This window comes from Neobacillus cucumis (assembly GCF_023715505.1).
This window is the reverse complement of sequence record NZ_JAMBOH010000002.1, coordinates 402,687-429,625: the sequence shown is the minus strand read 5'-3', so window position 1 is coordinate 429,625 and position 26,939 is coordinate 402,687. Positions and strand designations below refer to the sequence as shown.

Sequence of the window (26,939 nt, the reverse complement as noted above, 5' to 3'; positions counted from 1 at the left end):
GCCTGGAATGCTTTCTTATTACCCGTTATGAAATTTATATAGCCATAAAATTCCCGATTTTAAGATACGGGCGACACGTCCGGTGATAGCCCGGTCAGCCATGAGCCCAAAGCCTTGTTTTTTTCCAAGCGAGCCAAGTACGCCTTTTAGTTTAATCGGCGGGAATTCGGCAGGCAGTGGTTCACCATTCCAGCGCTTTCTTAATACTTCGACAATTTGTTCTGCCTGCCCTTCAGCTAATTGTGCACTTGGGGCATGCGATGAGCTGGCACAGTCACCGACAATAAACACATGTTCATCATTCGGTAAGTGGTGATGAGGTGTGACAATTAATCTTCCTAAACGGTCTTTTTCTCCGTCTATTTGGCGGACGATCTGATTCGCTTGAATTCCAGCCGTCCAAACAATAACGTCACAATCAATCGGCTCGTCGTGGTTATACAAACGCCCTTCTTCCACCTTTGTAATATTGGATTGGTTAATAATTTCAACATTATTCCGGATAAACCAATTCTCAACATATTTACTTAATCTTTCGGGGAATGAAGATAAAATGTGTTTACCTCTATCAAATAATTTTATTTGAAGGTCTTCACGGCTTTCACTTAGCTCACTTGCTAATTCAACACCGCTTAATCCTGCCCCGACAATTCCAACAACAGAGCCTGGGCCAAGGTTGTTTAAGAGGGAATAGGTAAGACGGGCTTTTTCAATCGATTGAATGCTATGAGTAAATTCAGCTGCTCCCGGGACATCATGATACTTATCTTCACAGCCAAGACCAATCACTAGATCATCATATTGAATTGGTTCAGCATCCTTCAAGATCACTTTACGTTCGTTTGTATCAATTCCCGATACTTCGCCATATTTAATCATCAAGCGTGGGTGTTCAGGAAAAGCTACCCGCACTTCTTTATCAGAAATGGTTCCGGCAGCTAAGGCGTAGTATTCCGTCTTTAAACAATGATACGGAACACGATCGACAAGTGTGATGGTAACATCTTCAGGCAAATGGTTGGGAAGAAGTTCGTTAAGAATTTTCATTCCACCATAGCCGCCACCGAGAATCACAAGGTTTTTCATGGTTATTACCCCTTTGTTTATCAGGCTTTATGTATCTTTCGCAAAAAAATAGTAGAATAATATTATATAGCATAACCAAATTAGAGTATATCTAAAATGTGTCCAAATAACAACATCATTTATTTGGTTCTTGACAAGTATATAGAGAACGTGGTATTTGACGGTTTTACTTTAATGGAGTAGGATAAGTAGGTGTGGAGAGGTGAAAACATTGATTAAACCGATCATTGAATTTTGCATTAGCAACTTGGCAAACGGTGCTCAAAAGGCACTTGAAAAACTTCAAAGAGATTCGAATCTGGATATTATTGAATATGGATGTCTAGGATACTGTGGAAAATGTGCCCTCTCTCTTTATGCACTCGTAAATGGAGAGGTTGTCACAGGAGATACTCCTGAGGATCTGGTTGATAATATTTATCAATACTTGGAAGAAAATCCAATGTTTTAATGAAGGAGCAAATTATGCTCCTTTTTATATAATGCGGTAGTTAAAAATTTGTGCTTTGATTCAGTTGAGACTTGAATTATAAGTGTATATACTAAATTAAAAGCAGGCGGAGAAGGAGGAGTTATGATGAGTAAAGAAATTGTGATCCTGACTGAAGCGGCATCATTACACATAAAAGAAATGATGAAGCATAACGAAGAGGAAGGTGCCTTTTTACGAGTTAGTGTAAAAGGCGGCGGATGCAGCGGCCTATCTTATGGAATGGGCTTTGAACATGAAGTAAATGAGGATGACCTTCAGTTTGAACAATATGGAATTACTGTTCTAGTTGATAAAGAAAGTGCCCCGATATTGAATGGTACAAAAATAGACTATAAAGAATCAATGATGGGCGGCGGATTTACGATTGATAATCCAAACGCCATCGCTTCATGCGGCTGCGGTTCTTCATTCCGTACTGCAACTGCAACTGGTACACCAGAAGAATGCTAAAACAGAAAAGCGTAAGCGCCTTGAACAGGGGCGCAAGGCTACAGACGAGCCGGCGGGAAGGCTGTTCTTCAGCCTTCTTGATGGATTGACCTAAAAGTGGCGGTTTATGGCTCTAGTCCCAAGGAGCCGCAACTGGATAAGCTTATGATCCCGAGCCCCTAGTCGCTGGAGCTAGACATATCTCAATTTTAATTTGATATAACAAAAAAGGCGCCTATTAAAGACGCCTTTTTCCTATTTATTAAACATGGACGAACTATGAAGCGGCTGAATTCTTGCTTTTGGATCAATGTAGGATTTCGCGTTATTCACTGCAGTTGGTGCTTCGCCAAATCCACAGGCAATTAGTTTAGTTTTTCCGGCATATGTACAAATATCTCCTGCTGCGTAAATGCCTGGTACATTGGTTTCCATTTTTGAGTTTACGACAATGCAGTTCTTTTCTATTTCCAGTCCCCATTCCTTAATTGGACCTAGTGATGAAACAAATCCATAATTACAAATAACCGAATCAACATCAACCGTTTCCGTTTCTGCACCTTTTACGGTCTTTAGGACAACTTGTTTAATTCCGTTAGTGTCACCGATTAACTCTGCAGGAACATAAGGAGTTTTTACTTCAACCTTTGAGTTATAGAGGCTCGCAACACTGTGCTCATGGGCGCGGAACCTTTCACGGCGGTGAACAATGGTTACCTTTGCAGCGATAGGTTCCAGCATTAACGCCCAGTCGACAGCAGAATCTCCGCCGCCAAATACAACGACTTTTTGCCCTGTGAACTGATGTAAGTCTTCAATAAAGTAATAGAGGTTTTTCTTTTCATATTGCCCTGCACTTTCAAGCTCTAAACGACGAGGCTGAAATGCCCCGTTACCGGCTGTAATAATGACCGATTTGCTATAATGGACTTCCTGGTTTGTTGTTAATTTAAAGACGCCATCTGCTTGCTTTTCTAGCTTTTCAACTGACTGCTCTAGTACGACTGTTGGTTCGAATTTTGCCATCTGTACTTTCAAATTATTTATTAATTCTTGAGCACGGATTTTAGGAAAACCTGCTACATCATAAATATATTTTTCCGGATATAGGGCTGACAACTGGCCGCCAAGCTGCGGCAAGCTCTCAATGATTTTTACTGTTGCTTGTCTCATACCGCCATAAAAGGCAGTAAATAGACCGGTAGGACCGCCGCCAATAATGGTAATATCAAAAACTGTTTGATTCTTTTGCATCCGAATCCCCCCAACGAGTATAACAAACTCATTCCTTATATTATATAAATAACGTCATCCACATATCCATTATTGTGAATATTTAGATAAAGTAATTTTTGATAAATAAAATCAGCTAAAATATTTTATAAATGGCTTGAAAATAGAGGGAAATTAGCATAAGATGTATTGTGGATATATTGTTAAGATTGTGTGACAAAATAGGTACAGTTATGTGAATGGGTCTCTATTTATCTTATTCATTCTTTTACTTTAAAATGCCTCACACGTTTCTATGTACTGATCGTCATTTCTTTTTCTTTATTCCTATTCGTGAATTACATCACATATTTTTTTGCTGTGTATCGTGAATTATCTCACATACATTAATTTGCAGCTAAATAAAATAAAAATGAGCATAGCAGTGGAAGATAAGAAAAAGGACATTTATACAAAAATACTATAAAAGGTGGAAGTGATCACTTTGAGAAAGCCTAAAATTGTGATTCTTGGTGCGGGTTACGGCGGACTTCTTACAACAGTTCGTTTGCAAAAGTTAATTGGTGTAAATGAAGCGGATATTGTGTTAGTAAATAAAAATGACTACCATTATGAAACAACATGGTTACATGAGGCCTCGGCTGGTACGCTTCACCATGATAAGGTCCGCTATGATATTCGTGATGTCATCGACCGCAGTAAGGTTGATTTCGTTCAGGATACCGTAGTAGAGATTAATAAAGATGAAAAGAAAGTTATCTTAGAAAAAGGCGAAGTTGATTATGATTACCTTGTCATTGCCCTTGGCGGTGAGCCGGAGACTTTCGGTATCAAAGGCTTAAAGGAATATGCATTTGGAATTACCAATGTCAATTCTGCCCGTCAATTACGTGAGCATATTGAATATCAATTTGCTACTTACAATATGGAAGAAGAAAAGAATGACAATCGTCTTTCTATCGTTGTTGGTGGTGCTGGTTTTACGGGAATTGAATTCCTTGGTGAGTTAACGAACCGGATTCCAGAACTGTGCCATGAATATGATGTGGATTTCCACAAGGTAAAAATTTATTGTGTGGAAGCAGCCCCAACTGTATTGCCAGGTTTTGATCCTGAACTAGTGAATTATGCAGTTTCTACTCTTGAACGTAAAGGTGTAGAGTTTTTAATTGGTACTGCGATTAAGGAAGCTGTTCCTGGCGGTATTCTTGTAGCAAAAGGCGATGCTGAGCCATATGAAATTAAGGCTGAAACGGTTGTTTGGGCTGCTGGTGTACGTGGTAACTCGGTCATCGAAAAATCAGGTTTTGAAGCAATGAGAGGCCGTGTTAAGGTTCAGCCAGATTTACGCGTTCCTGGATTTGATAATGTCTTCATTATTGGTGACAGCTCTCTTGTGATTAACGAAGAAATCAATCGTCCATACCCGCCAACCGCACAAATTGCGATGCAGCAGGGTGAGGTTGTAGCGAAAAATATTGCCGCTTTAGTTCGTAATAAGTCTGAGCTAGAAACCTTTACTTTTGATAATAAAGGTACCGTATGTTCACTAGGTGAAGATGACGCGATCGGTGTCGTTTTTGGCAAAAAGATTACCGGCGGAAAAGCTTCCTTTATGAAAAAAGTAGTCGATAACCGTGCCCTTTACATGATCGGCGGAGCAGGTATGGTATTGAAAAAAGGTAAATTTAATTTATTCTAATATGTGAAGCAGAATGCCATTACGGGCGTTAGTGTATCTATCATTTTAAAAAAAAAGGACAGAGTAGCTCTGTTCTTTTTTTGTTATGATAATACAGAGATATCCGAAAGCAGGTCACCTTCGGACTGTGGAAGGCCCAAAAATAGTAGTCCTGTCCGAAGGCAGGTCACCTTCGGACCAGGGGAGGCCCAAGTATAGTAGTTCTGTCCGAAGGTAATTTCAACTTCGGTCAGGAAAAGGGCCAAAAAAAGTAGTTCTGTCCGAAGACGTTTCACATGCCGACAAGGGAGGGATAAAAAGAATAGTGCTTTTTCAAGAATGGGGGGACTTTTTACATGAGCAATAATCAGAAACGCGGAAAGGTTTGGCTTGCCGTTTCCGGTTTAGTGGAATCGAATAAAGGGGAATGGCTCGTTGTAAAAAAAAGATACGGCGGCTTAAAGGGAAAATGGTCTCTGCCTGCGGGATTTGTGGATGAGGGCGAAACAGCAGACCAGGCTGTTTTAAGAGAAGTGAAAGAAGAAACCGGGATCGATTGTACAATTAAAGGTCTGCTTGGGCTTAGGACAGGTGTCATCAAAGGGGAGATTAGCGATAATTTGCTTGTGTTTTTACTAGAGCCTACCGGAGAGCTTACCATCACTCATCAAGAAAAAGAGTTGTATGAGGCCCGTTTCATGGCACCTGAGCAGCTAAGCTTAGAAAAGGATGCCTCCATACTTTTACATTATTTAATCCAAGAAAGTCTCTCAGTCGTTAAACCAGGAGCAGATGATATTAACCCCGGTAACCAGTTTGGCTACACTTCCTATAAGTTATTTTTTTAATTTTTTGATAAATTAAGCAACCTTTCGTAAATGGAAGATAATCTGACATGTATCCGTTTTCATATTCAATTTTGCGTGAATTTAGCTCTTTTCTTTTTCACGAATCCTTGGTATATTATCAGAAAATTAAGTTAATATTCAAAGGGAGGCGAAAGAGATGACTGTGAAAACGATTGATACAACCAAAACGTGTGATTATTGTGAGGGTAAGGGCTATTTTCAATTAGTACTTGGCGGTTCGGAGACATGCCCAAACTGTGAAGGAACTGGTAAGAACAAAGATAACTAAGCATATCAGCTTCTTACTCTAAGAGGCTATTTTTTTTGCTTACTTTTTTTAAAGTTGTCCATCACCATTCCTGTCGTGTGCAAAACGGGCACTTGTGCTATTCTTCTTGACTCTTCCTGGGCTTTTTAAGTACACTAATTGATGTATAAAGGGGGAATTGTCGGATGCAGATGAGCATAGTAGTCCTAATCATCTCAATTGTGCTATTTTTTGTCTTATTTTTTGGAATCGGTTTTATTCTGAATATGCTCTTAAGAATGTCATGGGTAATGGCAATTGTTTACCCCATCATAGCCATCTTTATTGTTGATAAAGTAGAGTTTGTGGAGTACTTTACAAATAGTAAACATGCCTTTCAAGATCTTGGGTCAAGAATCAGCACGTTAGCTACAGCGGATATTCTAATTTTGATTAGCGGTCTAGCAGGCGCGATTGCGGCTGGTTTTACAATTAAACTATTACGAAAAAGTGGATATCAAATGTTTTAGGACTTTTACGGTGGTGTAAAGGTCTTTTTTTGTCTCTTTAAAATCATTTTTCACCCCAAAATTGTATAATTCCCTTCACTTTGGGAATGAATATTTTTGGAGGGTGAAAAATTCAATGATTAAAATGAAAAATTGGACGAAACGATTTGCAATGTTTTGCCTGTTTATCATGGCATTAGCAGCAACCTTTCAGTCCATTACTGGCGTAAGTGCAAAATCGTTCATTCTGCCATTTGCGTCAGCGCTTTCGTTTACGAAACCTGTTTCTGGAGAATCAACTCCGCTCCTCGAGGATGCGTTTGATTGGTCTAAGTACCCAAAATATACAGTGACCGCTACAGGCTATACGGCAGGATATGAATCCACTGGGAAAAGCCAGGGGCATCCTGAATATGGAATTACTTACTCAGGTGTAAAAGTGAAACGTGATCTATTTTCAACCGTAGCCGCTGATTTAAACGTTTTTCCCATCGGTACCATTCTATTTATCCCTGGTTATGGATATGGAGTTGTGGCGGATAAGGGAGGAGCGATAAAGGGAAATGAGCTAGACCTTTATTATAAGACTGTGGAGGACGTATATAAGCAGTGGGGTAAAAAGCAGGTGAATGTCTATGTCATTCAAAAAGGAAATGGACATCTTACCGAACAGGAATTGCTAACTTTAAATAATGATAAAACGCTTCAGGTATTCCGCGGGCAGTATACAAGCTCGGAAAAAAGATAACAATACGATGAATTTGGCAGGCCTTGTGCCTGCTTTTTACATTCATCAGATTCTCGAAATAAAATGATCTTTTCGTTATAATGTAGAGGTACATTTCGGAGGTGAAGGAACATGTTTCATGTAAAAAAAGAATTAGACTTAACGGCGGGTCATGAGGGCTTAGTCGTAGGTATATTTGAAAGGCCTGAAAAATTTGCAGGACTATTAGCCGGCTTAGATGAAAAATTTGACGGGCAATTAACCGAATTAGTGAAGTCAGGTGACCTTTCAGCTAAGCTCAAAAGCATTACTAAAGTACATACTTTTGGAAAAATTGGAGCAAAGCGAATCTATTTTGTGGGACTAGGAAAAGAAAAGGATTTATCCTTCGATAAGCTTCGAGCCGCTTTTGGAAAGGTTTTTAAGCAGCTAAAGTTATATAAACATGTAGAAACAGCTGTTTATTTAGATACGTTTGTTAGCGATGAACTTGATAGCTTAGATACGGCTCATGCTTTGAGTGAGGCCATGGCGCTCTCCACATATCAATTTGATGGCTATAAACAAAAATCGAATGAGCCTGAGAAAAGACTTGAGGATGTAACTGTTTATAGCGCTGCCGCCGAAGAAGAGGATGTGCAGGCATCTTTAACGGTTGGCTATGCATTCGGAAAGGCAACCAATTCGGCGCGCACGCTTGTGAATACTCCAGGTAATTTATTGACGGCTGCAGATTTAGCGAACTATGCTTCAGAGCTAGCAGCTAAATACAACTTTGAAGTCGAAATTCTTGATAAAGCAGAGATTGAAAAGTTAGGAATGGGGGCATTCCTCGCTGTTAATAAAGGGTCTGTCGAGCCCCCTAAAATGATTGTTTTAAAATATCAAGGAAAAGATGAATGGACCGATGTTATTGGTTTGGTCGGAAAAGGGATTACCTTCGATACAGGCGGTTATTCCATTAAAACAAAGGCTGGCATTGTCGGAATGAAAACTGATATGGGCGGGGCAGCAGCTGTTCTTGGAGCGATGGAAATCATCGGTGAAATTAAACCGGAGCAAAATGTGGTTGCGGTTATTCCTTCTACCGATAATATGATTTCGGGCGGAGCCTTTAAACCAGATGATGTGATTACATCGATGAATGGTAAAACGATTGAGGTCTTAAACACGGATGCAGAGGGACGTCTAGTTTTAGCAGATGCGGTAACATATGCAATACATCATGGTGCTAATTATTTAGTCGATGTGGCTACGCTAACAGGCGGAGTCATTACTGCACTTGGCCTGCATACCACTGGTGCAATGACTAATCATGATGGTTTGTATGAGCAAGTTCTGGAGGCGTCTGTTGAGGCAGGAGAACAGATGTGGTTATTGCCGTTGTTTGAGACGGAGAAGGAACGTGTTCGCAACAGTAAAGTGGCCGATTTAAATAATTCGCCAGGAAGTGAGGGACACGCCCTTGTAGCGGGTGCATTTATTGGTGAGTTTACGGAAGGAAAGCCATGGGTGCATTTGGATATCGCCGGAACGGCCACCACATCAAAAGACTATGACTTAGGTCCAGCAGGTGCTACTGGTGTTATGACCCGTACCCTTGCGCTGTTTGTCGAACGCTTTGAACCAATTGAAAAATAAACCTATCGCTGCCGGAGAATTCCGGCAGTTTTTTAGTTGAAAGGTTTAATAATTAATTTTTTTTACGGTCAGACGGTTTCATGAGGACAAATGGGAGAGGAAAGCTTAAGGTACTGTCCGCATGAAGGCTCCATGAGGACAGGAGTGATGAGAAATCTTAAAGATTTGTCCGCATGAAGGCTCCATGAGGACAGTAGTGATGAGAAATCTTAAAGATTTGTCCGCATGAAGGCTCCATGAGGACAGAAGTGATGAGAAATCTTAAAGATTTGTCCGCATGAAGGCTCCATGAGGACAGAAGTGATGAGAAATCTTAAAGATTTGTCCGCATGAAGGCTCCATGAGGACAGAAGTGATGGAAAATCTTCAAGATTTGTCCGCATGAAGGCTCCATGAGGACACAAACGGTGGAAAACCATAAAGATCTGTCCGCATAAAAGCTCCATGAGGACACAAACAGTGGAAAACCATAAAGATTTGTCCGCATGAAGGCTCCATGAGGACAGAAGTGATGAGAAATCTTAAAGATTTGTCCGCATGAAGGCTCCATGAGGACAAAAGTGATGAGAAATCTTCAAGATTTGTCCGCATGAAAGTTCCATGAAGACATAAGTGATGGGAAACCTTATAAATCTGTCCACATGAAGGCTCCAAAGGGACAAACGCAACGGAAACCTATAACTTTCGAATCACTCCAGGCCATACGCCGCTAAACGGGCGCTTCCGCTTTTCTATTTGCCCACTCCAATCGCTGTGTTTCCGCATATGAAATAGTGTAGGCAAGTAGCTTAGAAAAAGGAGGTAATATGATATGTACCCATATCGAAGCCCGTACCCGGTACAGGATCAACGATTTATAGGTCTTGGCTGGCCGTTAGCGATAGGTGGTCTTAGCTTTTTAGGAGGTTTACTTGGCGGAGGAATAGGTGCTTCTTTTGGAGCCCGGCCATTTTATGGTTACCCAGGAGGATTCGGTGGTTATCCAGGATTCGGTGGATACCCAGGATTCGGTGGTTATCCAGGAGGATTCGGTGGCTACCCTGGAGTCGGATACCCTGGTTTCGTTTAAATCCCGTTAAAAACAGCTCTTGCAGCTGTTTTTTCTTGTCTTTTAGGAAATTATAAAATTTTCTCTTCGTGGATAACTGTTTATAAAAGACTTTCGACGTCCAGCTCCAGCGCCTAGCCCCTCGATGGTCTACAGCCACTCAGGGAATGAAGGCAAAGAACGCCTTCTTTCCCTGAGCGTCTTATGCTTGTCGGGGCTGTTCAAGGCGCTTGCGCTTTTGTTCTTCCAACATAAAGGAATATGAACAAAAGTGAAGAATAGGTTAATATGAAATCAGAATATGTACCGGAGGGGTAAGATGATTAAAGATACATTAATTGAAGCACTCGGAATAGAAATTACGCTGCTAGAGCCTGGGAAAGTAGTTGCAGTTATGCCTGTCGATCACCGGACAAAACAGCCATTTGGATTGCTGCATGGAGGGGCATCTGTTGCCTTAGCAGAGACAGTTGCAAGCCTTGGAGCTTATGAACTCGTTGACAAAGAAAATGAAGCAGTTGCTGGATTGGAAATTAACGCTAATCATGTCCGCCCAAAAACGGACGGAGTTGTCACCGCAGTAGGAACCATTTTGCATCAGGGCAAAACAACGATGGTCTGGGATATTAAAATTACCGATGAACAAGACCGTCTCATTTGTGTTTCAAGATGTACAATGGCCGTTATTAAACATAAAAAATAATGCCTGATAAAAGAATGGTTATCCATTCTTTTTTTGTGTCCATTGTACAAAAATTTAAAAAATTCTAATGAAATTCATGTTATAATAAAAAAAATAGAAAAAAAGCACAATTTTTTGTACATGTATCTTTATATAATGGTAGTAAGATGGAATAAGAGAAGGTGGTGAATGTTATGAGAGTAAAGAAACAATATTTATTTATTGATTTTGAGTTTACAATGCCAGAGAGAAATGTTCGTATGAAGGATTTTTTCGCAGAAATTATTGAGGTGGGAATTGTTGCCATTGTAGATGACCAAGTAACTGAACAATTTTCTTCCTATGTAACCCCGTTAAAATTTCCGAGACTATCCGAACGCTGCAAATCATTCTTACATATCACGCAGCAACAGGTGGACAGGGGATTAACCATTTACGAGCTCATTAAGAAATTGGCAGAATTCAATAAGGACAATGTTGATACGACCATCGTTACTTGGGGAAACATGGATATGAAGGTACTGCGGCAAAATTGTTTAATGGCGGGAGTTCCGTTCCCGTTTAAGGGAGCAGAATTAGATTTATCAATGGAATATAAACGATTCTTTGGAGACCAAAATCAAACAGGTCTATGGAAAGCCGTTCAGGAGTATGGGAAGGAAGGGACAGGTAAACACCATCGGGCATTGGATGATGCCTTGACTACCTATAATATATTCAAGCTAGTCGAAAAGGATAAACGCTATTTGGAAAAACCAAAACCGACCACCATCGGCGACCGAATTGATTTTTCAAAACTCTTAAATGAATTTGCATAAAAGGCCAAATCACTCAAACTGATTTGGCCTTTATATGTTTAATTAAATCTTATAATCTCTTTCCAAGGATTCCAAAGCTCGAATGCTCATCTTTGCCCACTCTGAATTTGCTTCCGTCAATTCCTTTTTCATCTTCTCTAAAGCTTCTTTTAGAGATTCCTGATAATCAGGAACTTCGCCCTCAAACGGTTTAACCATTTGTTTGGGAATATTCGTCTGCTCCCGGTAACTAAGGGCTTTTCTCTCATGAAACATGAGGACATCTGCATCCTTTGGATGGTGGAGATCTCCTTGCATCGGATGTTTCACAACCGCCAACACCCTGACTAAGTAAGCTTGAGGGCGTACTTCAGTAATTTCACCGATATACTTCCCTGTCTTATAAATCCCCGTAACCACATTGCCAACTTGTAATTCTGTCACGTCATCCACCCCAATCGTATAAAATTCACTTGATTCCACTCCTTCATTATGACTAAATTAAAAACATAGTGCAAAAAGTTTAAAGTGAGAAAATGGAGGGATGATAAATGAGAAAGAAAGGGCCATTCATATTTTTTTTATTTATGACTGTTCTAATGTTGGCTGCGTGTGGGACAAGCCAGAAGAAAGATGACGAAGCATCACAAAACACAAAAACTACAGCGCCAAAAACAGAGCAGAAGGAAGGAGCAAAGCAAGTGGCAGACACAACGTATCCGCAGCTTTCAACAGACGTGGCTGAAAATGAAAAATTAGTGGAAATGGAAACCTCAATGGGGACAATTAAAATTAAACTATTCCCAGAGTATGCTCCAAAGGCTGTCGAAAACTTTGTTAAGCACAGTCAGGATGGATACTATGATGGATTGATTTTTCACCGGGTAATCAAGGACTTCATGATTCAAGGCGGCGACCCAAAGGGGAACGGAACCGGCGGTGAAAGTATTTGGAAAACTCCATTTGAGGATGAATTCTCTGAAAATCTTTTCAATCTTCGCGGAGCCTTATCCATGGCAAATGCGGGAGCCAATACGAATGGGAGTCAGTTTTTTATTGTTCAGAAAACAACATTGGATCCTGCAATGAAAGAGCAAATGGACAAGGCGGGCTATCCTAAGGAAATCATTGATGCCTATGATAAAAACGGTGGTACCCCATGGCTGGACCACCGTCATACCGTTTTCGGTCAGGTGATCGAAGGAATGGACATTGTGGATAAAATTGCAGATGTAAAAGTGGATGCAAAGGACAAACCGGAGGAAGATGTCGTGATCAAAGGGATTAAAGTATTAAAATAGACTCTGAAAATGTCCAGCTCCAGCGCTTGGTCAAGGCGCTTCCGCTTTTCTGTTGGTACGGAATTCTTTTTGTTGCTATAATAAAGTGAACTTATTAGTGCCTTAAGAGAAAGGGAGAAGAAAAATGTTTCTGCCATCCGTACTAGCATTATTTTTGTACTTTCCTGAAGATAAAAGAGAATACATTCCTGCAGCCATTACGTGTGTTATTTTTTTAATCGGTGCATTAGTAACCATGCGTCTCATTATCAAAATTTCCAACCGGGAAGCCTTAAAAACAAAAGAGTTAGAAGATCAAATAAACAAGAATCAAACCACGCAAAGGAACAGTTAAATACAACTGTTCCTTTTATCTTTCCATAAAGGCACTTGTTTCCACTTTTAGAATAGTTCAAGAGTTGATTGCCGATACTATTCTCAAAATGTCTAAATGGGGGGAAACTATGAAGAAAAGCTGGATGCTTATTCCGCTTCTCCTGCTTACGGGGTGTATGGAAAAAGAAGTGAAACAGTTAGACGTACAAGTATATAATCCATCAGGAGATTCGCTCGGGACCATAACGCTTGCTGAGCAGTCGAGCGGTGTTAAAATGACCGTTGATTTAACTGGACTTCCTGCAGGCGAACATGCCATACATATACATGAATCTGGTACATGCAAGGCCCCTGATTTTAAATCAGCGGGGAACCATTTTAATCCTGAAAATAAACAGCATGGTCTTTTGCATCCAAAAGGAGCTCATGCGGGAGATTTGCCCAATTTAATTGTCGAGAATGACGGGTCCGTAAAGGCTGAACTAATGGCACCGAATGTTACCTTAAAAAACGGAAAAAAATCTCTGTTTACAAAAGAAGGGACTTCCATTGTTATTCATGAAGGTAAAGATGATGGCATGACCCAGCCGGCAGGGGATTCTGGAAATCGAATTGCCTGTGGTGAAATTTCTAAAGAAAAGAAGATTGAGCAAAAAAAGGCACAGGACGAAAAACAATAGGTTACAAGCTATCCCGAGCGGATAGTTTATTTTTTTTGCTTCCCTAGGTATCCATCTAAGCTTATCCAAAAAGTGGACATACACTATTAGCGAGAATGTAAGGAGGCGATTTTTTTTGGAAAATAGACAATTTGGCGGATTTTCAGGACAAATGATGGGAGGCTACCCGCAAATGGGAGGTTACCCACAAATGGGAGGCTATCCACAAATGGGAGGCTACCCGCAAATGGGGGGTTACCCGCAAATGGGAGGCTACCCGCAAATGGGAGGTTACCAGCAAATGGGAGGCTACCCACAAATGGGAGGCCATTCGCAAATGGGAGGCTACCCGCAAATGGGAGGTTCCCAACAAATGGGAGGCTACCCGCAAATGATGGGCGGTCAGCAGCAAATGGGCTTTCCTCAAGGTATGGGCGGAATGGGCGGATCCATGCAAGGGCAACTACCAACTTCTTCTGGCCAGCGGAAAAAAGATAAGTAATAGCATAACATAAACAGTGGAAAGAGGAACCTGTACTTTTCAAATAAGGCACAGGTTCTTCTTTTTCGCTTGATTTCATGGCCATCTTTTTAGACAATGAAAACATCCATTCAAAAACAATCAGGGGTGCTTATTCTAATGCGAGCTAAACTATATTATCAGGATGCATACATACATACCTTTTCTGCAACTATTTTAAAGCAAGAAAGCGATGAAACGGGCAAAAATTATGTTGTCCTCAATCAAACAGCCTTTTATCCAACCGGAGGCGGACAGCCGCATGACACAGGTCGAATCGCGGACAGGGCGGTTATTGACGTAGAAGAAGTTAACGGTGAAATTCGTCATTATCTTGACGCACCATTACAAGCCGTAGATTCTGATGTAAGCTGTATGATTGATTGGGAAAGAAGATTCGATCATATGCAGCAGCATGCGGGTCAGCATATTTTATCGGCTGCTTTTGACCGTTTGTTTGGCTATAAAACAGTTGGCTTCCATATGGGAACCGAAAACCTAACCATTGACTTAGCGACGGAAGAATTAACAAAGGAAGAAGCCTTAAAAGCGGAAGAGCTTGCTAACAAAATCATTCTCGAGAACCGCCCCATTGAAACAAAATGGGTTACAGAGGCAGAATTGTCCCAATATGATTTAAGGAAAGAGACAAAGGTAAAAGAAGATATCCGGCTTGTGATCATCCCCGACTTTGACTATAATGGCTGCGGCGGAACGCATCCCAAGGCAACCGGTGAGGTCAGTGCCATTAAGATTTTAGATTGGGAAAAGCAACGAAAAAATATCCGGATTCAATTTGCCTGTGGCTTGCGTGTGCTCAAAAAGCTGGAAGAGAAACAAAACGTGTTACACCAATTAACCAACCTCTTAAATGCCCCAGAAAAGGGCATGCAGCAGGCTGTCATCCGATTATTGGAAAATGAGAAACAACTAACAAAAGCACTTGAACAGTCCAAAGAATATTTACTCCAATATGAAGCGAAGGAGCTGGCAGGAAAAGATCAGCCTGTCGTGACGAAGGTTTTTGAAAACAGGACAATCCAAGAGCTCCAGAAACTGGCCCGTGTGGTTGTTTCCGATCATGAAAACAGTCTCGTCTTTTTTGTTTCAACGGATGGGACTCGCTTACAAGTGGTTCTCGCAAAAGGAAAAGAACGAACAGAGAATATGAAAAAACTAATCGGCGAGATTTTGCCGATGATTAATGGTAAGGGCGGAGGAAATGATTCCTTTGCCCAAGGCGGTGGAGAGGCTCTCCTGACTGGTGAGCAAATCCTAGATAAGCTTTTAACCTTGATGAACTAGGCCCGGTTATTTGTTAGAATAGTAATATAAAAGGATGGAGGGGAAATATGCGAAAAGAGGTACAGACCAATCTGCAGTTTGTAGACGTCTTGAATCAATGGGATCCTTTTCACTTAGCCAGTGGCGATTATGATACAGAAATAGCTGATACGATTCAAGCTGTTCATGAGCTGGATGACCCTTTAAAATTAGCAGACCGGATTCAATCTATTTATGAATTTTCATTTGAAAAAGTGATTCCAATCAACGAATGTCGTAAAATTGCGATAGATTTGTTAGTCATAAAAGAAAACCAATCCTGCTCATTGTAAGTTAAGAAAAGCTGGTTGAATAAACGGTAAAAAAAGAGGACAACCTGTTGGATTGTCCTCTCAAAAAGGGGGAATACTAGAAAGCTTTATAATTAGTTTTCCCTTTTCTCCCATTTTTATACATAAAAAATGAATTAAAATAAAAAAACGGTAAATTATACCGTTTTAAACTAAATATTTTCACGGATTCACAGTGGTATTTTTCTGTAATAACTCAGATGCAGGTATATCTAGAACAGTAGATAATTTTAAGATGGTCTGATTACTTGGAATTTGTTCCCCTGCTTCATATTTAGCGATTGTAGAGGTTCCTACTCTAATCTTTTGAGCTAATTCCTCTTGAGTCATGTTAAGCATTTCACGGCCCATTTTGATGCTTTGCCCAATTGAATTCATACCGTTCACCTCATCCTAAAAAGATATTTTCTCACTATTAGTATATCATGGAAATACTCCCTTTTCCTTATGCATTTATGAATTTTATGTTAAGGTGTTTAAAGGACTGTACGTATTTCACCCATAATTTTGATTAAAGGCATGGTTTATGATATAATTTTTTAATGCGTATATAGGGAAAAATAATTATTTACTTAGGAGTGTTTTCATGACAGAAAAAATTGAAGTTGGAAGTATATTAACAGGTAAGGTAACAGGAATTCAACCATACGGGGCATTCGTTGCGTTAGATGATCAAACACAAGGTCTTGTTCATATTTCGGAAATCACGCACGGTTATGTAAAAGATATTAATGAACATCTTAAAGTTGGAGATGAAATTAAGGTCAAAGTCTTATCAATAGATGAAGGAGCTGGAAAAATCGGCCTCTCTATCCGTGCTACTGAAGAAGCACCGGTACAACAGGCTGCTAAGCCAAAGAAGCCTCGTAAACGTCAAGCTGCAGCGATCATTCCTGAAGCAGATGGGCAACAAGGTTTTAATACCTTAAAAGATAAACTGCAAGAATGGATTGACCAATCTTCACGGGAAGAAGTTAAAAAGTAAACAGAATCTAAGCCTGGGCCAGATCATTTTGTATCTTTGGACCAGGCTTATTTTTTTTTATTTTTGTTGGAAATTATAAATGTAATTCGATCGTATAAAAAATTAATAGAAAAAAATGTTCATTCTTTTTCATGGCTCGGCTACAATAGAAGTATCTATACATGAATTCGGAAATAAACAGGAGGAAAATGCATGGATACAAGAAACAGCTCAAATGAATTGATTGAGCAAACAGAGAAGTATGGTGCCCATAATTATCATCCGCTGCCAATCGTCATTTCACGCGCTGAAGGGGTCTGGGTGGAAGACCCAGAAGGCAACAAGTACATGGACATGCTTAGTGCATACTCCGCGCTTAACCAAGGCCACCGCCATCCTAAGATTGTTCAGGCACTAAAGGATCAGGCGGATAAGGTTACGCTAACTTCTCGCGCTTTTCATAACGACCAGCTTGGTCCATGGTATGAAAAAGTGTGTAAATTAACGAACAAAGACATGGTATTGCCGATGAACACGGGTGCGGAGGCAGTGGAGACGGCTGTTAAGGCAGCAAGGCGCTGGAGCTACGATGTAAAAGGCTTGGCGGAAGATCAAGCTGAAATCATCGCTTGTGTCGGGAACTTCCACGGACGAACGATGACGGCGGTCTCCTTATCGTCTGATGCTGAATATAAGCGTGGATTTGGCCCCATGCTGCCAGGTATCAAGTTAATTCCATATGGGGACTTAGAGGCGCTTAAAGCAGCGATTACTCCAAACACAGCAGCATTTTTAATTGAGCCAATTCAAGGGGAAGCCGGGATTATCATCCCGCCAGAAGGCTTTATGAAGGCGGCATTCGATGTTTGTAAAGAAAACAATGTCCTATTTATTGCTGATGAGATTCAAGCAGGCTTAGCACGGACCGGTAAAATGTTTGCCAGCGAGTGGGAGGGGATTGAACCGGATATGTATATCCTTGGTAAAGCCCTTGGCGGAGGCGTCTTTCCAATCTCCTGTGTGGTCGCCAACAAAGAGGTATTAGGCGTATTCAATCCTGGCTCACACGGTTCGACCTTCGGAGGAAACCCAATCGCCTGTGCCGTTTCCATCGCGGCTCTAGATGTTCTAGTTGACGAAAAACTTGCCGAAAAATCATTGGAGCTTGGGGAGTACTTTATCAATAAATTGAAAGCAATCAACAATCCAAAGATCAAGGAAGTACGCGGCCGAGGTTTGTTCATTGGAGTAGAATTGACAGAATCAGCAAGAAAATATTGTGAACAACTAAAAGAATATGGACTATTATGCAAAGAAACACATGAAACAGTCATTCGTTTTGCACCGCCGCTTATCATTACTAAAGAAGAATTAGACTGGGCCATTGAACGAATTAACAAAGTACTTGGATAATCAAGAAATAACTAGGGGTGCCAACATGGTGACGATGGATGAGGAGACAGTGGATGCTGAGCAATTGGATTTACTTGCATCGACAAAAATTGTAATACACGATGCCTTAAAAAAACTCGGATATCATCAAGATATGTTTCATCTTTTAGAGGAACCGTTGAAATCCATCACCGTCAGGATTCCTGTTCGGATGGATGATGGCTCCACTAAGATTTTTAAAGGCTTTCGTTCCCAGCATAATGATGCAGTCGGACCGACAATGGGGGGAATCCGATTCCATCCGAATGTAACCGAGGATGAAGTCAAGGCATTATCGATGTGGATGAGCATGAAGTGCGGAATTTGTGACCTGCCGTTTGGCGGTGGCAAGGGCGGAATCATTTGTAATCCTAGGACCATGTCTTTTGGAGAATTAGAGCGGTTAAGTCGTGGGTACGTCCGCGCGATCAGCCAAGTGGTCGGACCAACAAAAGATATTCCTTCCCCTGAGCTGTATACGAACTCGCAGGTTATCGCCTGGATGCTTGATGAATACAGCCGTCTCAGGCAATATGACTCCCCGGGCTTTATCACAGGAAAACCTTTGGTGCTGGGCGGTTCCGAGGGATGGGAAAAAGCAGGAGCAAAAGGAATTACCCTTTGTATTGAAGAAGCAGCCAAAAGGCGTGGAATCTCAATCAAAGGGGCTCGGGTGATTGTCCAGGGCTTTGGTAATGCAGGGGGATATGTCGCCAAGTTTTTACATGACGCGGGGGCATTAATAATTGGTATATCCGATGTTTACGGTGCCCTTTATGACCCTGATGGATTAGATATTGATTATCTTCTGGATCGCCGGGATAGTTTTGGAACAATTACCACGCTGTTTGATAGCGTGATGACAAACGAAGAGCTTATTATAAAAGAATGTGATATTTTAGTACCTGCAGCGATTGCAAATCAAATAACCACTGAAAATGCCTACAATATTAAAGCAAAAATTGTCGCAGAAGCTGCGAGCGGACCCACCACACTTGAGGCGACAAATATTCTTTCTGAGCGTAATATTTTGCTCATTCCCGATGTTTTAGCTGGAGCTGGAAGTGTGATCGTCTCCTATATGGAATGGGTTCAAAACAAACAGGGGTTTTATTGGGATGAAGAAGTGATAGAAGAAAAATTGCGAGAACAAATTATCCGGGCCTTCGGGCGAATTTATGAGCTGGCACAAAGCAGCCATATCGATATGCGTCTTGCTGCGTATATGGTGGGAGTCAAAAAATTGGCAGAAGCGGCCCTTTTCAGGGGCTGGGTCTAAAAAATTCCTTGTATCGTACATCGATACAGGGAATTTTTTTTGTAACCGAGGGAAAATTATAACTTTGAAAATGGTTAAACGTCAGCGTTCCTAGTATGTTTTTAAGAATTCAAGAGTACGCACAGATAAGAGCGAGTCATAACCCCCGAAGGGAAAAGGAATCTGGTGCTCCGACAGATAAGAGCGAGTCATAACCTCTGAAGGGAAAAGGAATGCGGTGCTACGACAGATAAGAGCGAGTCATACCCCCCGAAGGGAAAAGGAATCCGATGCTACGACAGATAAGAGCGAGTCATAACCCCCGAAGGGAAAAGGAATGCGGTGCTACGACAGATAAGAGCGAGTCATAACCCCCGAAGGGAAAAGGAATGCGGTGCTCCGACAGATAAGAGCGAGTCATAACCCCCGAAGGGAAAAGGAATCTGGTGCTACGACAGATAAGAGCGAGTCATAACCTTCGAAGGGAAAAGGAATCCGATGCTCCGACAGATAAGAGCGAGTCATAACCCCCGAAGGGAAAAGGAATCCGGCCCTACGACAGATAAGAGCGAGTCATAACCCCCGAAGGGAAAAGGAATGCGGTGCTACGACAGATAAGAGCGAGTCATAACCCCCGAAGGGAAAAGGAATCTGGTGCTACGACAGATAAGAGCGAGTCATAACCTTCGAAGGGAATAAGAATCCGGCCCTACGACAGATAAGAGCGAGTCATAACCCCCGAAGGGAAAAGGAATCTGGCACTACGACAGATAAGAGCGAGTGATAACCCCCGAAGGGAAAAGGAATCCGGTGCTCCGACAGATAAGAGCGAGTCATAACCCCCGAAGGGGAAAGGAATCCGGCACTACGACAGATAAGAGCGAGTCATAACCCCCGAAGGGAAAAGGAATGCGGTGCTAAGACAGATAAGAGCGAGTCATAACCCCCGAAGGGAAAAGGAATGCGGTGCTAAGACAGATAAGAGCGAGTCATAACCCCCGAAGGGAAAAGGAATGCGGTGCTACGACAGATAAGAGCGAGTCATAACCCCCGAAGGGAAAAGGAATGCGGTGCTACGACAGATAAGAGCGAGTCATAACCTCCGAAGGGAAAAGGAATCCGGTGCTCCGACAGATAAGAGCGAGTCATAACCCCCGAAGGGAAAAGGCATCCGATGCTACGACAGATAAGAGCGAGTCATAACCCCCGAAGGGAAAAGGAATCCGGCCCTCCGACAGATAAGCCCGAGTCATAACCCCCGAAAGCCAAAGTCTTCACAAGCTACAACAGATAAGAAGGGGGTCGAGGACGACAGTCTAGTTTTTTGCAAAATGGAACATTATAAATAATAATAGTAATTGAAAAGGAAGGTGTTTATCTTTGGAGAATTTTACATTTTTGAATCCAACCAAATTGATTTTTGGAAAAGGCCAGCTAGAACAATTAAAAACAGAAATCCCGCAATATGGGAAAAAGGTGTTACTTGTTTATGGCGGCGGCAGTATTAAAAAAAGCGGCCTTTACGATAATGTGATCGGCATCTTAGCTGAAATAGGAGCTCAGGTTTTTGAACTTTCAGGTGTGGAACCGAATCCGCGTATTTCAACAGCTAGAAAAGGTGTGGAAATTTGTAAAAGAGAAGGTATCGAGTTCCTTTTAGCAGTAGGGGGCGGTAGTGTCATTGACTGTACCAAACTGATTGCCGCAGGTGCTAAATATGAAGGAGACCCTTGGGATATTGTCATAAAGAAAACCGCTGCACATGAAGCACTGCCGTTTGGAACGGTTTTAACGCTTGCAGCAACTGGTTCTGAGATGAATTCTGGCTCCGTTATTACGAATTGGGAAACCAATGAGAAATACGGCTGGGGAAGTGCGGTTACATTCCCGAAATTTTCAATCCTTGACCCGGTAAATACCTTTACCGTTCCTAGAAATCAAACCATTTATGGCATGGTTGATATGATGTCCCATGTGTTAGAACATTACTTCCATCTAGAAGAAAATACAGATTTTCAAGACCGCATGTGTGAGTCCTTGCTGATTACCGTAATGGAGACAGCTCCTAAGTTACTAGCTGATCTTGAAAACTATGAACACCGTGCTACGATTCTTTATGCCGGTACAATGGCATTGAACGGTATGGTAAATATGGGCTATCATGGCGATTGGGCAACACACAACTTAGAACACGCGGTATCTGCAGTCTACGATATTCCACATGGCGGCGGATTGGCGATCCTATTCCCTCACTGGATGGAGCATAATCTAAGTGTGAAACCTGAGCGCTTTAAGAAGCTCGCTGTCAGGGTGTTCGGCGTAGATCCGGAAGGCAAGACGGCGGAGGAAGCAGGTTTAGAAGGAATTAGTAAGCTGCGTGAATTCTGGAACAGTATAGAGGCTCCTGCGCGTTTGGCTGATTATGATATTGATGACAGCAAGATTGAATTGATGGCTGACCGTGCGATGGTCAATGGGGAGTTTGGTAACTTTAAAAAGCTAAACCGTGACGACGTACTAGCCATTTACCGGGCATCATTATAAAAGTAGGAAATTGTCGAAAATGGGTGCGCTTTCACCAGCTGAGGTTTCTTGATAATTTTCTCAAGCTTAGGTAAAGTGATAACTGAAAAATAAAATTATGGAGGATCATACATGACACACGTTCGCTTTGATTACTCGAAGGCCCTCTCCTTTTTTGGAGAACATGAAATTACATATTTACGTGATGCCGTAAAAGTTGCCCATCATTCTCTTCACGAGGGTACAGGCGCTGGAAATGACTTTTTAGGCTGGATTGAACTGCCAACCAACTATGACAAGGAAGAATTCTCACGGATTCAAAAATCTGCAGAGAAGATTAAATCTGATTCAGACGTTCTGCTTGTAATCGGAATCGGCGGATCATATCTTGGGGCAAGAGCAGCGATTGATATGCTTTCCCACAGCTTTTACAATGCACTTCCAAAAGAAAAACGCAGCAATCCACAAATCATTTTTGTTGGAAACAGTATTAGTTCTACCTATATGCGCGATGTAATGGATCTGTTAGATGGTAAAGATTTCTCCATTAACGTTATCTCAAAATCAGGTACAACTACAGAGCCAGCGATTGCCTTCCGTATTTTCCGTAAGCTTTTGGAAGAGAAATACGGTGTAGAGGAAGCGCGTAAACGCATTTATGCGACTACAGACAAAGCAAGAGGCGCTCTTAAGACTTTAGCGACAGAAGAAGGCTACGAGTCCTTTGTGATTCCAGATGATGTAGGCGGCCGTTATTCCGTTTTAACAGCTGTAGGTCTCCTGCCGATTGCTGTATCCGGTGCAGATATTGAAAAGATGATGGAAGGTGCCCGCCAGGCACAAAACGATTTCGGTCAGTCTGAAATTGAAGAGAATCCAGCATACCAATATGCGGCCGTAAGAAATGTCCTTTACAATAAAGGAAAAACGATTGAAATGCTGATTAACTATGAACCAGGCTTACAGTATTTTAATGAATGGTGGAAGCAATTGTTTGGTGAAAGTGAAGGGAAAGACCAAAAAGGAATTTACCCATCTTCAGCCAACTACTCAACAGACCTTCACTCCTTAGGACAATACGTTCAAGAAGGACGACGTGATTTATTTGAAACGGTTGTGAAGGTAGACAAGCCACGCCATGAGTTATCCATTGAAGCCTTTGAAAATGATTTAGATGGTCTTAATTACTTAGAGGGAAAAACCATCGACTTTGTTAATAACAAAGCATTTGAAGGCACCATGCTTGCTCATACAGATGGCGGTGTGCCAAACTTAATTGTTTCCATCCCTGAAATGGACGAGTATTCATTTGGCTACCTCGTTTACTTCTTTGAAAAAGCATGTGCGATGAGCGGCTACCTTCTTGGAGTGAACCCATTTGACCAGCCGGGCGTTGAAGCTTACAAGGTCAATATGTTTGCTCTATTAGGCAAACCTGGCTTTGAAGAAAAGAAAGCAGAACTTGAGAAGAGATTATAAATTATTTTTAAAAGAGTGCTGATGCCATTTTGCATCAGCACTCTTTTGTTTGGGGAAACTATAAGAAATGCGCAAGGTGCCTGCCTATCGGCTTGTGACCTCGAGCCGATGGCGCCTGGAGCTGGACAACTCAAAGTCCAAATTTATTTCTTTTAGAAGAAAAGGGGGGAATTTGTATATGTTTGAAATTCAATCCAAGATCGAAGGACAACAATTTGACCTGTATAAGCTTGAGCAAAAATTAAAGCCAATCGGCTATACGATTGGCGGGAATTGGGATTATGATCATGGTGCATTCGACTATAAACTGAATGACGAAGAAAGTTATCAGTTTTTAAGGGTGCCATTTACAGCTGTTGATGGCGAGCTGGATACTAGAGGATGTACAGTCGAAATCGGCAGACCGTTCCTATTGTCACACCAGTATGAATACGGAATTGATGACCACGGTGATACCGGTAACTTTTCGGCTTCTTTAAATCAATTCCAAGCACCTATTGATTCGGATGCCGATATTCCAACTAAATATATCGAAAGGGGAAAAAGGTTAGTGGCCAATTTAGAAAACGTCCTTTTATCTACCCAATAACTATTTAAATGTCAATAACTTGTCATTTTCTTCAATTTTAAACGAGTTGGGGGGATTTAGAATCGTTTCATCCCCTCTTTTTAATCCGATTAATAAACATCCATCCTCCATCAGTTCAACAGCGATTTCTTTGAAGCTCCTGCCGATATCGGCTCTTTTTACGGAATTAGTGAAGAGCCTGCTTTCTTGCAGTTGATTGATTACATTTAATAATAGTCCATCTCCATTCGAATGGAGGCTGTTAATCATAAAGACACTTGTTAATTTATTGGATTGGATTACTTCATCTGCGCCTGCTCGTCTGGCATTGATTACTTGCTCAGCCGTCAAGATTTCAATAATACATTTTACTTGTGGACATAGGCCCTTAATCGTAAGTAATGTTAAGATGCTGTTCATATCTGCTTGAAGTTCATCGTTCCCCCGATCCGCTGTAATGAGTACTTTTTCCGCATGTTCAATATCACTTTTCATAATCGTATCATCCACATGGCCTTTTCCTTGGATAAAATGGACAAATCTCGATTTAACGGGATTTGCTTCAAGCGTCTCATCAATTAAGACGATCATTTGCTGATTATTTGTTCTGGCCAGCTTATGAATTAATTCTTTGGACCGCTCATTCCAACCGATGATGATGATATGACCAGCCCCTTTAAAAGGGATTTTTCCTTCTGAAAGAGCATCTTGTTTGGTAACAGCCGCAGCAGCTAATGTCCCAAAATAAGAGGACACAAAAGCCACGCCAAAAAGGATTAATAGTAAGGCAGTTACTCTGCCAAAGAATGAATGGGGCACGTAATCACCATATCCAACGGTGGATGCCGTAATAATCGCCCACCAAATCCCATCAAAGACGGTTGGGAAGGTATCAGGCTCTAAAAAGTGTATCGTAATCCCAAATGTAAGAAAGACCAATAAAGCCATCATTAAGATGCGTACTAGAAGCGGTAAGCGTAAAAAGCCTATATAAACTCTGTTTGGCATCACCGGCACCTCGTTTCTATATTACCTATTATGGTCAAAAGTAGGGAGTCTCATAATCTCTACCATTTTAGAATCAAATATCATTAAATCGCCATTTTTTTGTTTTTTGGAATAAATTTCATTCCTTCAGTAAATTTTAAAATGGAAGAACTCTTGAACATAGGGGTGTAGAAGAGTGGTTATTGAAACGAAAAAGGAGCGTAGCTTAATCCTTTTCGCTTTAATTGTGATTGCGGTCTATCTCTCTCCACTATTTATTTTGCAGGAAAATGCCCATATCCGGGTTCATGATAATCTGGATTCCAATTTAGCTTGGTATAAGGTATTAGCAAGAAGTGGGGAAATGTTTGGCAGCGTTAATGCCGTCATACCGCAAATTATTAATGGACAATTATCGAGAAATGCCTTTGGGACGGAATACAGTGTGATTGTCTGGTTATATGCGCTCTTCCCGACAATGATTGCCTACGGATTAAGCCAAGCACTCACAAGAATTGTTGCTTTCTTTGGTATGTATTTATTACTTAAAGACCACCTAATGCCTGATAATAGATGGCTTGTCATAAAAATTGGCAGTGCACTTGCTTTTGCTCTGACCCCTTTTTGGCCGTCAGGGATGTTAAGTACACTAGGCATGCCATTAGCACTATGGGCCTTTCTCAATATCCGAAAACATGAGGATACATGGAAAGACTATCTAGTGCTGACACTACTTCCTTTGTACGCAAGCATTGTATTAGGTTTTTTCTTTTTTCTAAGCGCGATGGGAGTCTTTTGGCTATGGGATGTTATACGCGGGAAGGGCTGGAACCTGCGCTTTTTATTTGCGATTAGTTACATGACGGGTATTTTTATGCTGGTGGAATATCGGCTTATTTATTCCTTTTTGTTCTCCTCCGAACCTAATAGCCGTGATGAATACTTTCATGCCCATCTACCATTTTGGAGAGCGGTTAGGCTTTTTGTAAAAAACTACTTACTAGGACACACACATGTGATGACCGTACATACCCTCATTATTCTGCCGGCAACCTTAATGGCAATCTATATCGTGGTTGCAAAAAAACTTTGGGAGCAGGAAAAGCTTTATGTCTTTTTATTTGGATTAAATATGTTCCTGTCATTATGGTATGCCTTTTGGTTTTATGAGGGCTGGCTGCCATTAACAAAAATCTTTCACTTTATGGATACCTTTAATTTTGCCCGCTACCATTTTCTAAGACCAATGGTGATTTATGCAAGCTTTGCCCTTGCCTTAAAAATTATTGCCGTTCATGGACTCGATGGGATCAAAATAGCGAAATGGCTGGTCGTTTCGCAAATTGTTTTTTTGGGTTTATTGAATGATGAAATCGTCTACCGGGAGAAGCCAACGGTTAAGGAGTTTTTTGCAGAAGACTTGTTTACCGAAATAAAGGATTATATCGGTCAAAATCCCGAAGAATATCGTGTTGCTAGTATCGGACTCCATCCGGCCATTTCTCAATTCAACGGTTTTTATACAATTGATACCTATAACAATTTTTATCCATTAAGCTATAAACATCAGTTTAGAAAAATCATTGCAAAGGAATTATCAAAAAATAAAACAATCCAAACATACTATGACAAGTGGGGAGGGCGCTGTTACCTTTTTACAGCCCAGCTTGGGAAAAGATATATGATTAAGAAGGATTCAAAACAGCACTTAAAAAATCTTCAGCTAAATACGAAAGTCTTTAAGGAGATGGGCGGCCGATATATCTTTTCAAGCCTTCCAATCGACAATGCCAGCCAGAACAAGCTTTTACTTGAAATGGTATTCTCTTCAAAAAATTCAGCTTGGAAGATTTATTTATACAAAACCATGTAATCAGCG

General features: G+C 41.2%; 29 protein-coding genes. 24 read left to right on the top strand and 5 right to left on the bottom strand.

Going from position 1 to position 26,939, the window contains the following annotated elements; all coding sequences use genetic code 11:
• Positions 1-18 precede the first annotated feature (18 nt).
• Complete coding sequence (locus M3226_RS04670) at positions 19-1,086, bottom strand: NAD(P)/FAD-dependent oxidoreductase (protein ID WP_251563043.1); 1,068 nt, start codon at positions 1,084-1,086, stop codon at positions 19-21.
• Positions 1,087-1,297: 211 nt separating this feature from the next.
• Here M3226_RS04670 and M3226_RS04665 point away from each other — a divergent pair, with 211 nt between their 5' ends.
• Together M3226_RS04665 and M3226_RS04660 are read left to right on the top strand one after the other, a co-directional pair.
• Entirely contained in the window at positions 1,298-1,537 is a 240-nt protein-coding gene (locus M3226_RS04665; RefSeq protein ID WP_251563241.1) for a YuzB family protein, read from the top strand.
• A gap of 126 nt (positions 1,538-1,663) precedes the next feature.
• Positions 1,664-2,029: a HesB/IscA family protein gene (locus tag M3226_RS04660; RefSeq protein ID WP_374110547.1), complete on the top strand. Its 366-nt coding sequence runs from the start codon at positions 1,664-1,666 to the stop codon at positions 2,027-2,029.
• A gap of 234 nt (positions 2,030-2,263) precedes the next feature.
• Here M3226_RS04660 and M3226_RS04655 read toward each other — a convergent pair whose 3' ends face one another.
• Complete coding sequence (locus tag M3226_RS04655; RefSeq protein ID WP_251563039.1) at positions 2,264-3,262, bottom strand: NAD(P)/FAD-dependent oxidoreductase; 999 nt, start codon at positions 3,260-3,262, stop codon at positions 2,264-2,266.
• A 463-nt stretch (positions 3,263-3,725) separates the two neighbouring features.
• On the opposite strand from M3226_RS04655, the gene M3226_RS04650 reads away from it, so the two are divergent.
• From M3226_RS04650 to kapD, 9 genes are all read left to right on the top strand, one after another.
• Positions 3,726-4,943: an NAD(P)/FAD-dependent oxidoreductase gene (locus M3226_RS04650; protein ID WP_251563037.1), complete on the top strand. Its 1,218-nt coding sequence runs from the start codon at positions 3,726-3,728 to the stop codon at positions 4,941-4,943.
• A 335-nt stretch (positions 4,944-5,278) separates the two neighbouring features.
• Positions 5,279-5,770 carry an NUDIX domain-containing protein gene (locus M3226_RS04645; protein ID WP_251563035.1) on the top strand — a complete coding sequence of 164 codons (492 nt, stop codon included), beginning with the start codon at positions 5,279-5,281 and terminating at the stop codon, positions 5,768-5,770.
• A gap of 157 nt (positions 5,771-5,927) precedes the next feature.
• Complete coding sequence (locus tag M3226_RS04640; protein WP_251563033.1) at positions 5,928-6,059, top strand: YuiA family protein; 132 nt, start codon at positions 5,928-5,930, stop codon at positions 6,057-6,059.
• 164 nt (positions 6,060-6,223) lie between these two features.
• Positions 6,224-6,547: a YuiB family protein gene (locus M3226_RS04635; protein ID WP_098528056.1), complete on the top strand. Its 324-nt coding sequence runs from the start codon at positions 6,224-6,226 to the stop codon at positions 6,545-6,547.
• A gap of 115 nt (positions 6,548-6,662) precedes the next feature.
• Positions 6,663-7,274: a 3D domain-containing protein gene (locus M3226_RS04630; RefSeq protein ID WP_251563032.1), complete on the top strand. Its 612-nt coding sequence runs from the start codon at positions 6,663-6,665 to the stop codon at positions 7,272-7,274.
• Positions 7,275-7,385: 111 nt separating this feature from the next.
• Positions 7,386-8,894, top strand: a complete 1,509-nt coding sequence (locus M3226_RS04625) for a leucyl aminopeptidase (protein ID WP_251563031.1) — start codon at positions 7,386-7,388, stop codon at positions 8,892-8,894.
• Positions 8,895-9,705: 811 nt separating this feature from the next.
• On the top strand, positions 9,706-9,963 hold the full coding sequence (locus M3226_RS04620; RefSeq protein ID WP_176541077.1) for a hypothetical protein: 258 nt from the start codon (positions 9,706-9,708) through the stop codon (positions 9,961-9,963).
• A 298-nt stretch (positions 9,964-10,261) separates the two neighbouring features.
• A complete protein-coding gene (locus M3226_RS04615; RefSeq protein ID WP_251563030.1) occupies positions 10,262-10,645 on the top strand; it encodes a hotdog fold thioesterase in 384 nt (127 codons plus the stop codon).
• Between the two features lie 173 nt (positions 10,646-10,818).
• Positions 10,819-11,442, top strand: coding sequence for a 3'-5' exonuclease KapD (gene kapD, locus M3226_RS04610; protein ID WP_098528060.1), 624 nt, complete (start codon positions 10,819-10,821; stop codon positions 11,440-11,442).
• A 42-nt stretch (positions 11,443-11,484) separates the two neighbouring features.
• Here kapD and M3226_RS04605 read toward each other — a convergent pair whose 3' ends face one another.
• Positions 11,485-11,865, bottom strand: a complete 381-nt coding sequence (locus M3226_RS04605; protein WP_251563029.1) for a kinase-associated lipoprotein B — start codon at positions 11,863-11,865, stop codon at positions 11,485-11,487.
• A gap of 107 nt (positions 11,866-11,972) precedes the next feature.
• On the opposite strand from M3226_RS04605, the gene M3226_RS04600 reads away from it, so the two are divergent.
• The 6 genes from M3226_RS04600 to M3226_RS04575 all read left to right on the top strand — a co-directional run bounded on the left by M3226_RS04600 (position 11,973) and on the right by M3226_RS04575 (position 15,832).
• On the top strand, positions 11,973-12,722 hold the full coding sequence (locus tag M3226_RS04600) for a peptidylprolyl isomerase (RefSeq protein ID WP_251563028.1): 750 nt from the start codon (positions 11,973-11,975) through the stop codon (positions 12,720-12,722).
• Between the two features lie 124 nt (positions 12,723-12,846).
• A complete protein-coding gene (locus M3226_RS04595) occupies positions 12,847-13,056 on the top strand; it encodes a hypothetical protein (RefSeq protein WP_251563026.1) in 210 nt (69 codons plus the stop codon).
• Positions 13,057-13,165: 109 nt separating this feature from the next.
• Positions 13,166-13,717, top strand: coding sequence for a superoxide dismutase family protein (locus M3226_RS04590; RefSeq protein ID WP_251563024.1), 552 nt, complete (start codon positions 13,166-13,168; stop codon positions 13,715-13,717).
• 115 nt (positions 13,718-13,832) lie between these two features.
• Positions 13,833-14,198 carry a hypothetical protein gene (locus M3226_RS04585; RefSeq protein WP_251563022.1) on the top strand — a complete coding sequence of 122 codons (366 nt, stop codon included), beginning with the start codon at positions 13,833-13,835 and terminating at the stop codon, positions 14,196-14,198.
• A gap of 138 nt (positions 14,199-14,336) precedes the next feature.
• Complete coding sequence (locus M3226_RS04580) at positions 14,337-15,521, top strand: alanyl-tRNA editing protein (protein WP_251563021.1); 1,185 nt, start codon at positions 14,337-14,339, stop codon at positions 15,519-15,521.
• A gap of 47 nt (positions 15,522-15,568) precedes the next feature.
• Positions 15,569-15,832 carry a DUF1871 family protein gene (locus M3226_RS04575; protein WP_251563019.1) on the top strand — a complete coding sequence of 88 codons (264 nt, stop codon included), beginning with the start codon at positions 15,569-15,571 and terminating at the stop codon, positions 15,830-15,832.
• Between the two features lie 180 nt (positions 15,833-16,012).
• On the opposite strand, the gene M3226_RS04570 is transcribed toward M3226_RS04575, so the two are convergent.
• Complete coding sequence (locus M3226_RS04570) at positions 16,013-16,228, bottom strand: helix-turn-helix domain-containing protein (RefSeq protein ID WP_251563017.1); 216 nt, start codon at positions 16,226-16,228, stop codon at positions 16,013-16,015.
• A 208-nt stretch (positions 16,229-16,436) separates the two neighbouring features.
• Here M3226_RS04570 and yugI point away from each other — a divergent pair, with 208 nt between their 5' ends.
• From yugI to M3226_RS04540, 6 genes are all read left to right on the top strand, one after another.
• Positions 16,437-16,835 (top strand): S1 domain-containing post-transcriptional regulator GSP13, encoded by a 399-nt coding sequence (yugI, locus tag M3226_RS04565; RefSeq protein ID WP_251563015.1) that lies wholly within the window; start codon positions 16,437-16,439, stop codon positions 16,833-16,835.
• Between the two features lie 192 nt (positions 16,836-17,027).
• Positions 17,028-18,227: an ornithine--oxo-acid transaminase gene (locus M3226_RS04560; RefSeq protein ID WP_251563014.1), complete on the top strand. Its 1,200-nt coding sequence runs from the start codon at positions 17,028-17,030 to the stop codon at positions 18,225-18,227.
• Positions 18,228-18,252: 25 nt separating this feature from the next.
• Positions 18,253-19,524, top strand: coding sequence for a Glu/Leu/Phe/Val family dehydrogenase (locus M3226_RS04555; RefSeq protein ID WP_251563012.1), 1,272 nt, complete (start codon positions 18,253-18,255; stop codon positions 19,522-19,524).
• 1,359 nt (positions 19,525-20,883) lie between these two features.
• Positions 20,884-22,047, top strand: coding sequence for an iron-containing alcohol dehydrogenase (locus tag M3226_RS04550; protein WP_251563011.1), 1,164 nt, complete (start codon positions 20,884-20,886; stop codon positions 22,045-22,047).
• Positions 22,048-22,158: 111 nt separating this feature from the next.
• The gene (locus tag M3226_RS04545; RefSeq protein ID WP_251563009.1) at positions 22,159-23,505 is read left to right on the top strand and encodes a glucose-6-phosphate isomerase; all 1,347 of its coding nucleotides are present in this window, start codon (positions 22,159-22,161) and stop codon (positions 23,503-23,505) included.
• A 178-nt stretch (positions 23,506-23,683) separates the two neighbouring features.
• Entirely contained in the window at positions 23,684-24,094 is a 411-nt protein-coding gene (locus tag M3226_RS04540; RefSeq protein WP_251563007.1) for a YugN-like family protein, read from the top strand.
• On the opposite strand, the gene M3226_RS04535 is transcribed toward M3226_RS04540, so the two are convergent.
• Positions 24,095-25,081 carry a potassium channel family protein gene (locus M3226_RS04535; protein WP_251563005.1) on the bottom strand — a complete coding sequence of 329 codons (987 nt, stop codon included), beginning with the start codon at positions 25,079-25,081 and terminating at the stop codon, positions 24,095-24,097.
• Between the two features lie 175 nt (positions 25,082-25,256).
• On the opposite strand from M3226_RS04535, the gene M3226_RS04530 reads away from it, so the two are divergent.
• A complete protein-coding gene (locus M3226_RS04530; protein ID WP_251563003.1) occupies positions 25,257-26,933 on the top strand; it encodes a DUF6044 family protein in 1,677 nt (558 codons plus the stop codon).
• The last annotated feature ends 6 nt before the right edge of the window (positions 26,934-26,939 follow it).

Bases quoted from the DNA above. Each gene is read 5' to 3' on its own strand.
- M3226_RS04620 (WP_176541077.1), top strand. From the start codon at position 9,706: ATGTACCCATATCGAAGCCCGTACCCGGTACAGGATCAACGATTTATA.
- M3226_RS04595 (WP_251563026.1), top strand. From the start codon at position 12,847: ATGTTTCTGCCATCCGTACTAGCATTATTTTTGTACTTTCCTGAAGAT.
- M3226_RS04535 (WP_251563005.1), bottom strand. From the start codon at position 25,081: ATGCCAAACAGAGTTTATATAGGCTTTTTACGCTTACCGCTTCTAGTA.
- kapD (WP_098528060.1), top strand. From the start codon at position 10,819: ATGAGAGTAAAGAAACAATATTTATTTATTGATTTTGAGTTTACAATG.
- M3226_RS04645 (WP_251563035.1), top strand. From the start codon at position 5,279: ATGAGCAATAATCAGAAACGCGGAAAGGTTTGGCTTGCCGTTTCCGGT.
- M3226_RS04655 (WP_251563039.1), bottom strand. From the start codon at position 3,262: ATGCAAAAGAATCAAACAGTTTTTGATATTACCATTATTGGCGGCGGT.
- M3226_RS04635 (WP_098528056.1), top strand. From the start codon at position 6,224: ATGCAGATGAGCATAGTAGTCCTAATCATCTCAATTGTGCTATTTTTT.
- M3226_RS04575 (WP_251563019.1), top strand. From the start codon at position 15,569: ATGCGAAAAGAGGTACAGACCAATCTGCAGTTTGTAGACGTCTTGAAT.
- M3226_RS04540 (WP_251563007.1), top strand. From the start codon at position 23,684: ATGTTTGAAATTCAATCCAAGATCGAAGGACAACAATTTGACCTGTAT.
- M3226_RS04670 (WP_251563043.1), bottom strand. From the start codon at position 1,086: ATGAAAAACCTTGTGATTCTCGGTGGCGGCTATGGTGGAATGAAAATT.
- M3226_RS04590 (WP_251563024.1), top strand. From the start codon at position 13,166: ATGAAGAAAAGCTGGATGCTTATTCCGCTTCTCCTGCTTACGGGGTGT.
- M3226_RS04580 (WP_251563021.1), top strand. From the start codon at position 14,337: ATGCGAGCTAAACTATATTATCAGGATGCATACATACATACCTTTTCT.
- M3226_RS04555 (WP_251563012.1), top strand. From the start codon at position 18,253: ATGGTGACGATGGATGAGGAGACAGTGGATGCTGAGCAATTGGATTTA.
- M3226_RS04560 (WP_251563014.1), top strand. From the start codon at position 17,028: ATGGATACAAGAAACAGCTCAAATGAATTGATTGAGCAAACAGAGAAG.
- M3226_RS04660 (WP_374110547.1), top strand. From the start codon at position 1,664: ATGAGTAAAGAAATTGTGATCCTGACTGAAGCGGCATCATTACACATA.
- M3226_RS04600 (WP_251563028.1), top strand. From the start codon at position 11,973: ATGAGAAAGAAAGGGCCATTCATATTTTTTTTATTTATGACTGTTCTA.
- M3226_RS04615 (WP_251563030.1), top strand. From the start codon at position 10,262: ATGATTAAAGATACATTAATTGAAGCACTCGGAATAGAAATTACGCTG.
- M3226_RS04640 (WP_251563033.1), top strand. From the start codon at position 5,928: ATGACTGTGAAAACGATTGATACAACCAAAACGTGTGATTATTGTGAG.
- M3226_RS04545 (WP_251563009.1), top strand. From the start codon at position 22,159: ATGACACACGTTCGCTTTGATTACTCGAAGGCCCTCTCCTTTTTTGGA.
- yugI (WP_251563015.1), top strand. From the start codon at position 16,437: ATGACAGAAAAAATTGAAGTTGGAAGTATATTAACAGGTAAGGTAACA.
- M3226_RS04630 (WP_251563032.1), top strand. From the start codon at position 6,663: ATGATTAAAATGAAAAATTGGACGAAACGATTTGCAATGTTTTGCCTG.
- M3226_RS04625 (WP_251563031.1), top strand. From the start codon at position 7,386: ATGTTTCATGTAAAAAAAGAATTAGACTTAACGGCGGGTCATGAGGGC.
- M3226_RS04570 (WP_251563017.1), bottom strand. From the start codon at position 16,228: ATGAATTCAATTGGGCAAAGCATCAAAATGGGCCGTGAAATGCTTAAC.